The organism is Roseobacter sp., assembly GCF_024639605.1.
In the GTDB taxonomy this organism is placed as follows: domain Bacteria; phylum Pseudomonadota; class Alphaproteobacteria; order Rhodobacterales; family Rhodobacteraceae; genus Roseobacter.
The window spans coordinates 1-9,867 of the sequence record NZ_JAHEHZ010000128.1; the positions used below are offsets into that span (position 1 = coordinate 1).

Consider the following 9,867-nt stretch of genomic DNA (forward strand, 5'->3'; position numbering starts at 1 on the left):
ATCAGATCACAGAGCATCAGCGTATCAGCTTCCATCGTCAGATGGATGTGCTGGGTCTCATCAAGGCAGATGCTGTTGAGGTCTTTCAGATCAAACGGAATGCGGTTGCCGTCCATATCCATCGCGTGCGCGGAGGGCGGACCATAGGTCATCAGAACCGGGGGCAGTCGGGTCGCCGTCACCTTCATCGGCAGGGGGGCCGAGCCTAGCAGGATGTTGGTCAGTGTGCTTTTGCCGGCACTGAACTCTCCCATCAGGGCCAGGCGCGGACGCGGGGCCGCCGCATCGCCGTTCAGCTTTCGGGGTGTCAGATCATCCATGGTCTGCCGGCTCCATATCGGGCATCGCGGCATAAACTTTGAGCTCTTTGAGGATATCTTCGAGCTGTTCCACGCGGTCGGCCTCTCCGGCACCAAGGCAAAGACGCTGCAAACCGTCTTTGTCTCCGCGGCTGTTGCCGATTTCATAAAGCACATCGCGGTTCTGCTCGATAAAGGCTGTCATAGCGCCGATCAGTTCAGCGTTGATCTCGTCGGGCTGGGTGTCACGGACACGTGCCATAAATTCTTTAGTTTCGGCTGAAATCAGCGAACGGAACCGTTTGGCAAATGCCTGATAGCCCCGTGTGCGGCGCCACCATGATTTCCACCATCCGTCATTGAAATCGAGTGCGATGCTTTGTGCGAGAGAGACCGGTGCAGGCATTTCGGGCACGTCAGGCACCGACAGCTGCACACCCTCGACCGCCTTTCCGAAGGCACGGAAGTAAAAGCCTGCAAGCTCTTCGGTCGCGGCTTCGAAGTTCTTTCTGGATACCGACTGTGCCCTTGACGCAAAGACCGAGAACGCAGATTTCAGCAACATGCGCAGGCCTGCGGGATTGTACTCCCACATGTGGTCCGCGCCGATTTTCTCAAGATGCGTGATCAGCGAATGGGTGGCCCGGTCCACGAAGTTGATGTGGGCACGGTCTGCACGTGCGCGGTAGTTTTTGGTCACATCCGCCAGGTCGCTGTTCAGCGCATCGAGGTGGCGTTTCGTCAGCGCCTCGAGCTCTCTGCGGATTTCCTGCATGGTCAGCCCGGTTTCGGTTTCATCGCCGCTGATCATGACTTTGTTGGCGGCCTGTTGTCCCGTGGCGATGGTTGCCATTGAGGCAGCCGTGCGGCGCAGAAGAGCATTGCCGATGCTGCTTACGACCTGATTGCCGATCGCGCGCTGCAGGGCAGGCATCCCCGAGAGGTGCCAGAGATTTTCCGCCGCCGAATACCCGTTCTGACCGGGGTTTTTTGCCCGGTCGGACATGCCGCTGAGGCGCGCAGCTGTGGCTTCTGTCTGCTCGTCAACGCTGTCGGACAGCACCATGTTGGCCCACCAGGCACTGCCAAACAGAATGTCGGCGCCTTCGGGGCCGTCGTTTTCTGCAAGTACTTTGCGGATGCTGGCTTCGATCTCGGGGATCTGATTTTCAGGATCGCGCAACTCGTCAATGCGGTTCACAAAGATGATCACGTCACGCGATGACATATTGGAGATCAGCCGGATCAGGCCCATATCGACCGAGCTCAGCGCCTGATGCGCCGAGAGCACGACGACACAGATGCGGCTGTTGCGCACTGCGTTTATCGTGACCTGTTCGCGCATCATAAAAGTGTCGTTTACCCCGGGCGTGTCGCGCAGACACAGCCGCACCGGGCATGTCGGGCTGTGCAGAGTCAGATCGGCGGATTTGGTGATATCAGCAAACCTGCCCTGGGTGTCTGCACCCGCATCGGTGTCTTCGTATTCGAAAACGTCGTCACCAAGGCAGATGTAACGTTCCAGCAGTTCTTTGTCGAAATAACCGTAGTCATGTTCCTGACCCAGCAGCATTTCAAACTTTTTGCCCAGACGACGGCGGGATTTCTCGCGCAGTTCTTCAACCTGCTGACGGATTTTCTCCATCTCGTCGCCGGCACCGGCACGATCAGCAAGCTCACCCAAGCGGCCACCTTTCTGCACGAGGCGGTCCCATTCATCGGCCTTCATCATCTGAAAACACGCGCCGATTTCGCTGCGGGTTTCGCCGGGGATGAGATGCAGCGACGTTACAACCGATGTCCAGGGGTTAACGTCGGATGGCAGCAGATCAGACCATCCGGCAACGGCATTCACCAGCGTGGTTTTGCCCGATTTGACCTGACCCAGAAATGTGATCGCAGGCTCGGATTCTTCAAGCTCGCGCTGCAATCTGGCGAGCGGGCGTGCGGCGGCATCGCCGGCAAGTCCGCTCAGCCGGTCCATCAGGTCCGACAGCCGGGCGCTGCGTTCCGCAAGCTCCTGCATCGGCTCCATCCCTTCCGTCAGAAACGGGAGGGGTGTAAGCGCGTTGCTTTCTGCTTCGTCAATCTGTGGTTTTACATTCATTTTCGGGCCCGGAACCTGCTACGTGGCCTCCTGTGAGGCCTTTGACTAAAAACTGCTCTTTATCTGATGAAAGGTTTAGCGGTCATATCTGGCAAAGTTGTGGTGGGAATCCGGCACTGTTTCGACAAAAGAGCGCCGACCCGGAGTTTTCATCGCATTGTTTCCGCATGAATTTCCTTGCGCATCTGAACCATCAGCGCCAACGCGTCAGTGGCAGCTGCGGCGCCGGATTCTGACGACAGCAATGTGATCAGCTGCTCTGCATCGGAGACCTCATCGCGCAGCGCGCTGAACGCCGGGCTGTCACACGAAGTGCTCTCCAGCAGCATAGCCACATCCGAGGCAGATTGCGCGCAGGCGGCAAGCACCCGGCCTGCCTGAGGTCCGGGAAGATATCCCTCCGGCGCGCGCAGGTCATCTGCGAGCCGGTCGATCAGCGCCAGAGCCTGCGCGCAGGCTGCGGCGGGGTCGGCAGATTCTGCGCCGGGAGCGGCCATTGCTGTCAGTCCGGGGTCCGGCACCGGTGTTTTTGCCGGTGCCTGTGCCACCCCGGCGCGATCGAGCAGAATGCGCACGTGGTCTATATCAGCCATACGACCAGCTTCTATCTGATGCTCAAGTCCCTCCATCAGCGCGCTGCCACCGCTTGCTGTCAGCAACGACGCGTTGGCGTCCGGAGCGGTGTTCTGCGCGGCGAGCGCCTGGAGCGTCGCAATCGGGTAGAGGCCATAGAATTCCTCTGCTGCGCGGGCGTCCAGCTCTTTGAGCCGGCGCGTCAGAACACCTTTTACATGCAGCTGATCAGCCTTGGTCAGGGCCAGAAAACTGCGGTCTTTCAGGTGGTCGGGCGCAGAGGCCCAGAGCATATATTCGCGGTCGTCAAAATTCTGGGTGCACCAGAGTGCTACATCGGCACGCTCAAGACCCCAGTCCAGAAAATCTTCTGCTTTGTCCTGCTCATCGGGCAGGGACACTTCGATAAAACTCCGGTCGCGCAATACATCGGAAGGGGTCTCGATGCTGACACGCAGAACATCAGAGCTGAACTCCGCTGCATCGGGCGCGCCGTCAAAGGTCACCATTTCGCCGTTACGAAGCTCGGTCACCACTTTCGGCTTCTCGCCCCAGGTCAGTTCGGTGATCGGTACCGTGCCAAGCGCCGGCATCAGACCGGTGCCCGCCAGCATGTTGATCAGACTGGTTTTTCCGCCACCGGCAAGGCCCGCCACGACAATTACAGTCGGGCGTCTGAGGTGTTCAAGCAGCAGTGCGCCGGTATCGCGTGCAGAGCCGGTCATCCGGTTTGCCTGCATCGCGTCGGCGAGCATGTCGGTGAGGTTGTGGGTATCAGCAAGTGCGTTCATCATCTGCCTCCTGCGGGGCGGGCACTCATCATCAGCTTTTTCTCGCCATGCAGATTGAGAAAGAGCCTGCGCCCGGGTGCTGCGGTTTTCTGTTCTGTGCGCGGTGTTTTTACCTTGAGCACGCAGATCGCCACGTTGTCCTGTTCCGGATCGTCGAGATCGCCGATCGCTTTCATCAGCGCGGCACCGATCTCTTCGCCGGATTTGTGGCGGTGTTCATAGATCAGCTGGGCAATCTGCGGTTCCGTCAGGAACTGCAGGCCGTCGCTGGCGGCGATCACGATGTCATGGTCACGCAACTCGACAGGCACGTCGCGGCAATCAACCTCGGGGATCGGGTCACCGATCAGAACTGAGGTCAGACACTGCCGGTCGGGATGCTGCTCCGCTTCGCCCGGGTCCATCTCGCCTTTGCGGACCATCCGGTCCATGCGACGCGCCAGCGAGTGTTCCTCGTTCAGCCGGAAAAGCCGGTTGCCGCGGAAGAGATAGAGCGGCGAGTCGCCCACTGAAATCCAGTAGAGCCGGTTGTTGATCACCACAGGAGCCACCAGCGTGGACCCCATGCCCTGGACACCCGGCCGTCGACGGGCATAGCTTGCCACGCTCTCGTTGGCGCATTCGGTGGCGGCCCGCAGGATGTTGCCGATATTGTCTTCAAGCATCGCCGGATCGCCGGCATGCATCTTCAGCTCACTGAAGATCTCGGTTACCACGATCTTGCTGGCGATATCGCCCGCTGCGTGCCCGCCCATACCGTCGGCGAGCACGATAAAACCATATCCCGCGCCCCGGGAAAAATCGACGGCAAGCGAATCTTCCTGGTGGTCACGGCGGCCCTGGCTGATCGCCGGGGCCGCGTCATAAAGATATGCGACGGGATCAGGCATATCTCGCGTCTTTTTCCGCCGGCTTGTTCCAGGAAAATTCTTCTCCGCAGAGCGCGATCAGACGCAGTGTCGTCTCGCCCACACGGATGGTATCGCCATTGCGGATCTCTTCCGTGCTCAGAAGCGGTTTGTTGTTCACCCGAACAAGATTGGCTTTGCCGCTGTGTCCGATAAAGAACTGGTTCAGTTCGCCATCATAGGCAATCGACACGTGGTTTTCGCGTGAAATGCTGTTGTCGCCGAAGTTCAGCGAAACCGCCTGTGATGTCCCGCGACCGATCTTTGAGACACCGTCGAAGAGCGTAAAGGATGCGCCGCGTCCGGGACCTTCGATTACGACAACCCAGCCAACTGCGAATTCGCTCTGGCCGGCCTTTTCGGCGCGCGCCATCGGATCTGTGCTTTCCTCTGTACCGGGCGTGAAGCCCAGAAGGCGGGTTTTCACCCGACCTGAACGGCTGCTGCCGCGTCCGGGGGCGGGGGCAGGCATCTGTACCGGCGCACCGGGGACAGCCCGGGCCACACTCATATCTGCGGAAACCTCATGGCGCCGTGATGTACGCTCTGCCGCCATGGCACGACGCAAATCCGCAATGGAAGCGGTCGTGGTGACGGTGGAGGCCTCAGGTGCATCCTCTTCGAAGTCGTCGGCTTCCTCTTCCGGCTCATCGGAAGCCGTCGGTGCACCGGCAAAGAAACCGGCGGCGTCGTCTTCGTAGTCTGCGTCCTGATCATCGTCAGATGCAGCGTCCTCGCCGGGTGCAACCTTCTGCGCAAAAAGCGCGTCCATCGGATCCAGGGACGGTTCCTGCTCCGCCGTGGCGTCCGCAGTCAGACTGTCGTCTTCATAATCGTCATCTTCGTAACCGTCATCTTCGTAACCGTCGGCATCAAAGTTTTCGTCCTCATGGTTTTCGCCGGCATAATCATCGCTGTCGAATGCGCGCTCAAGGGCATCGAGATCCGCAATAGGGGGCAAAGGATTTTTTGCTGTCGCAGGCGCCTGAAGATAGGCACCGAGGTCCAGCGCATCGCTTTGCGCGTCCTGCGGTTCAAGCAGAGTGTCGTCAGCCGGTGGCGTCTGCGCCTGTGCGGAATGGCGTTTTTCGTTGATGATATCGCGAATGAACTTCATGGGGATCTCCGTGGGGAAAATCAGTCTCTTGACTGCTCGTTGGACTTTTTGCCCGGCATGCAACGGCTCAGCAGTCTGGCCATGCGTGATCGTCCGGGGTGTGTGGATTCGGGCTCATCTGTCGGGGTATCGTGGTATTCCGCAGTCTGATCGCTGCGTTCCTGTTCTTTCAGCCAGGTCGAGACATCTTCAATCGGGTTTCCGAAGATATCGACGACGTTCTTTCTGGGTGCGGACTGGGCTTCGATCTCGCGCCGTGCGCGGGTTTCCATGCCGGGCCGGCCGGGGTCGAGCTCAGTGTTTGTTTCTTCGACCAGCCGCGAGATTGTGCTCTCGAGGATCGGATCAAATTCCTTGCGCGCCGGTGCGGGCGGTGTCAGCAGCGGCAGGCTGTTCAGCGTTGCCATCCATTCGGAGGCGGAGGAAAAACGGTCTTCCTGCAGCACATTCATCGCCCTGTCGACCGTGGCCAGGATGTTATAGTCGCAGTCCCATGTACCCCGGGTCAGCGGCGTGCAGGGATCAGGCTCACCGGCCGCAGTGGCCGACAGCCGGACCTGACAGCAGGGTGGCGCCTCGCCTGTGATCATGTGAAAAAGCGTGGCACCAAGGGCATAGAGGTCGCTTGAGAAATCATGCAGCGTATCCGGCAGATAGAACTCATGCGGCGAATAACCGTCCTTGACAGCAATCAGTGAGGAAAAGACGCGCTCACCCGGTCTGGGCTGTTCGATCGCGGCACCGAAATCGATGAGAGTCAGATTATCGTTGTCATCGAGAAGGATGTTGTCCGGCGAAATGTCACGGTGCAGCACACCCTGATCATGGGTGTAGCCGAGCGCGTCCAGCATCTGGTCCAGGACGAGGCGGATAAAGCCCGGTGTGACCCGGCCCGGCTGCTCTTCGATGATGGTGATAAGATCAGCGCCCATGACCTGGTCCAGCGCCATGTAAGCGGTGTTGTTTTCCTCAAAGACCTGGTGCACGGAGACGATGTTGCGGTGGCGGAATTTTGCGATGCTGCGCGCCTCGCGGATGAACTGCCGCCGCAGAGCAATCAGCTGACCCTCGAAACCGGGCTCGGAGGCGCGGACTTTGCCGTCCACACGCTCACACAGGTCGCCGGGAAAACACTCCTTGATCACGACCTCGCGGTCGAGGCTGTCGCGCGCCACATAGGTGATACCGAATCCGCCGCGCTGCAGCTGACGTTCGATCTGATACTGTCCCTGCAGCAGGCGTGCGCCGTCGGGCAGCTGGTCACCCTGAGGGCCGTCCTCTATTGCTGGCATCCGGTTCATCTGATCGCATCCGATTTGCATGGGTTAAGACGCTGAAGAAGCTTTGAGTATTATTTTCCTACAATGCTATTGATCGGCTGCGATTGTGATCAGAACATGGCAATGCTGCGTCCGCTCAATGGCGAGAGGCGCTTTTTCGCACTTGTAATCAGTTTGATGCAGAAATTGTTTCCTGGCGCGCCGGGCGGCGCACCGGAGCGGGCAGGCAGAGTCGCGCTCACCCCGACGGTGTTTTCAGCCGCTGAAAAGCACCGGCAGCGGCGCGTCGCGCAGCAGGGACAATGTCACCGAACCGACGACGAAATCGTGTATCCGTGAATGCCCGAAGGCACCGGTCGCAATAAGATCGGCGCCTTTCTCAAGAGCCATCTTTCCCAGCAGCGCCGCGACGTCGCGACCATGCCCGTCTTTGTGCGTGATCTCCGCGCTGAGCCCGTGCCGGGCGAACATGCCGGCCAGATCCAGCGCGCTGTGATCGCTGAATTCATCCATGAGTTCCGGTCCGATGTGAACGACATCGACCTGTGCGCCGTCAAGGGCCAGCGGGATGAGATCATGCGCGGCCCGCGCCGCCTCGCGCGTATCACTCCAGCCCAGCATGATGTGGTTCCCCGCCAAAGGCCCCTCGTAGTGCAGCGGTACGACAATCACCGGCCTGCCGCATTCACGGATCACCCGTTCCTGAACCCGGCGGTGATCATAGCGGTCAGTTGCCTCGTCGTCGTGCGACATGATGATGAGGTCTGCGGCCCGCGAACTTTCCACCAGCCTGTCGGCCGCCGAGACCGACTGCGCGCGCATCAGACGCCATTCGCTCATAAAATCCTCGTTCCGACAGAATGTTCTGAATATCGTTTCAATGGCTCTCGCCTCTTTGATCTGGCTTTCGTTGAATGCGCTGAAGGCCTGATCAGGGATGTGCATGGCAATGCCGGGATAGACGACCAGCGCCTCAATGGTGTGCAATCCCACCAGATGCGCATTATGCGCGCGCGCCAGAGGCACTGCGAATTTCAGCAGCGTTTCAGCGTGCGTGCTGGTGGTCAGGCAGACGTGGATGGTTGTGATGGTCATCGGCTCTCTCCCGCTGGTGTTTTGCGCGCGCCCGGTCCGGTCGGGCCCGGGGTGGCCCGCACGGACATCATAGTCATTGAGCCGAACATGACCTTGATCATGATCAAGCCGGTTTTGCCGGACCCCTCGCGCGCTTGACACGGTGCAGCGCTTTTGCGCTAACCGGTGTGGCCCGGCGGGCTTTTTTAAAACGGGCGGGAGAATGTTTATGGGACGGCTGTTTCACGAAGATACGCTGCTGACGGGGACCGGAGCGGACGGGGTGGCGCGCGCTCTCTTTGAAGTGGCGCGCGATCTGCCGCTGATCTGTCCGCACGGGCATACCGAGCCGGCGTGGTTTGCCAGGGATGCGCCCTTTTCTGATCCTGCCGCCCTGCTGGTGACGCCGGATCATTACATCACACGTATGTTTGCAAGTCAGGGCATGCGCCTGGAGGATTTTGGTGTGCAACGCGCCGATGGCCGGGGCAGGAAGGCTGATCCCCGTGATATCTGGCGGCGGTTTGCGGAGCACTATTACCTCTTCCGGGGCACGCCAACGCGGCTCTGGCTTGATATCACTTTTGACCGTCTCTTTGGTTTCACCAGGCCGCTCTCAGCGACAACCGCTGACGAAAGCTTTGATCTCATCAGCGACAAACTGGCATCCCCGGAATTCCGCCCCCGCGCGCTTTTTGAGCGCTTTAACATCGAGGTGATGGCCACCACCGATGGTGCGCTGGATGCGCTTACTCACCACCGCGCGCTGGCTGACGGGTCATGGTCGGGACGGATTATACCGACCTACCGGCCGGATCAGATCACGGACCCGGACCATGAGGGCTTCGCCACCGGTCTCAGGGAGATGTCAGAGCTTACAGGAGCGGATACCGGTACATGGGCAGGGTATCTTGAGGCGCATCGCATCCGCCGGGCGTTTTTTCGTGATCTGGGGGCCACGGCAACGGATCATGGCGTGCCCGACGCCGGGACGGCGGATCTTTCGCCGGGCGATGCGGCAGCGCTTTATGACCGGGTACACCGTAACAGGGCAGAACCCGGGGACGCAGCCCTTTTCCGGGCACAGATGCTGACCGAGATGGCCCGGATGAGTGCAGAGGACGGTATGGTAATGCAGATCCACCCCGGCGCGCTGAGAAACCACAACACGAAGGTTTTTGCAGCCTACGGACGGGACAAGGGGTTCGATATCCCGACGCGCGCAGAATTCACCCGAAACCTCGCACCACTCCTTAATGCCGTGGGCGATGCGCCGGGGTTGAGAATCGTTCTTTTCACACTCGACGAGAGTGTCTATGCGCGGGAACTGGCTCCTCTGGCCGGGGCCTGGCCCTGCCTGACACTCGGGCCGGCATGGTGGTTTCACGACAGCGTCCAGGGTATGCGCCGGTTTCGCGAACAAACGACCGAGACCGCCGGGATATATAATACAGCTGGTTTTAACGATGACACCCGCGCCTTTCCGTCGGTGCCGGCCCGCCACGAGGTCGCACGAAGGGTCGATTGCGCGTATCTGGCGCGGCTCGTCGCGGATCACCGGCTGCGCGAGGACGAAGCTTTTGAGATGATTGCCGAACTGACAACCGGACTTGCGCGGCGCACTTACAGGCTCTGACACGTGCGGGCTCTTGTTCGGGCCCGCTGGCGGGCTAGATGGCAGCGCGGGAACAGGGGACGGACCAGATGAGTGACAGACC

Annotated in this window: 7 protein-coding genes and 1 pseudogene; 1 reads left to right on the forward strand and 7 read right to left on the reverse strand. The window is 59.9% G+C overall.

The annotated features are described in order from the left end of the window. The 7 genes and pseudogenes from Q0M35_RS14570 to Q0M35_RS14600 all read right to left on the reverse strand — a co-directional run. Positions 1 to 320 (reverse strand): annotated as a pseudogene (locus tag Q0M35_RS14570) (hypothetical protein); the annotation flags it as partial. After that, a complete protein-coding gene (locus Q0M35_RS14575; RefSeq protein WP_295316559.1) occupies positions 313 to 2,406 on the reverse strand; it encodes a dynamin family protein in 2,094 nt (697 codons plus the stop codon). The pseudogene Q0M35_RS14570 and the gene Q0M35_RS14575, both read right to left, overlap by 8 nt. Before the next feature lie 149 nt (positions 2,407 to 2,555). Next, entirely contained in the window at positions 2,556 to 3,770 is a 1,215-nt protein-coding gene (locus Q0M35_RS14580) for a hypothetical protein (protein WP_295316560.1), read from the reverse strand. Then, the gene (locus Q0M35_RS14585; protein ID WP_295316561.1) at positions 3,770 to 4,660 is read right to left on the reverse strand and encodes a protein phosphatase 2C domain-containing protein; all 891 of its coding nucleotides are present in this window, start codon (positions 4,658 to 4,660) and stop codon (positions 3,770 to 3,772) included. Before Q0M35_RS14585 ends, Q0M35_RS14580 begins: the two co-directional genes overlap by 1 nt. Next, a complete protein-coding gene (locus Q0M35_RS14590; RefSeq protein WP_295316563.1) occupies positions 4,653 to 5,795 on the reverse strand; it encodes an FHA domain-containing protein in 1,143 nt (380 codons plus the stop codon). The genes Q0M35_RS14585 and Q0M35_RS14590 overlap by 8 nt, the downstream gene beginning before the upstream one ends. Before the next feature lie 20 nt (positions 5,796 to 5,815). Then, the gene (locus Q0M35_RS14595) at positions 5,816 to 7,096 is read right to left on the reverse strand and encodes a serine/threonine-protein kinase (protein ID WP_295316565.1); all 1,281 of its coding nucleotides are present in this window, start codon (positions 7,094 to 7,096) and stop codon (positions 5,816 to 5,818) included. Positions 7,097 to 7,330: 234 nt separating this feature from the next. Beyond that, positions 7,331 to 8,170 (reverse strand): universal stress protein, encoded by an 840-nt coding sequence (locus Q0M35_RS14600; RefSeq protein WP_295316567.1) that lies wholly within the window; start codon positions 8,168 to 8,170, stop codon positions 7,331 to 7,333. A gap of 208 nt (positions 8,171 to 8,378) precedes the next feature. On the opposite strand from Q0M35_RS14600, the gene uxaC reads away from it, so the two are divergent. Next, positions 8,379 to 9,785: a glucuronate isomerase gene (uxaC, locus tag Q0M35_RS14605; protein ID WP_295316569.1), complete on the forward strand. Its 1,407-nt coding sequence runs from the start codon at positions 8,379 to 8,381 to the stop codon at positions 9,783 to 9,785. The last annotated feature ends 82 nt before the right edge of the window (positions 9,786 to 9,867 follow it).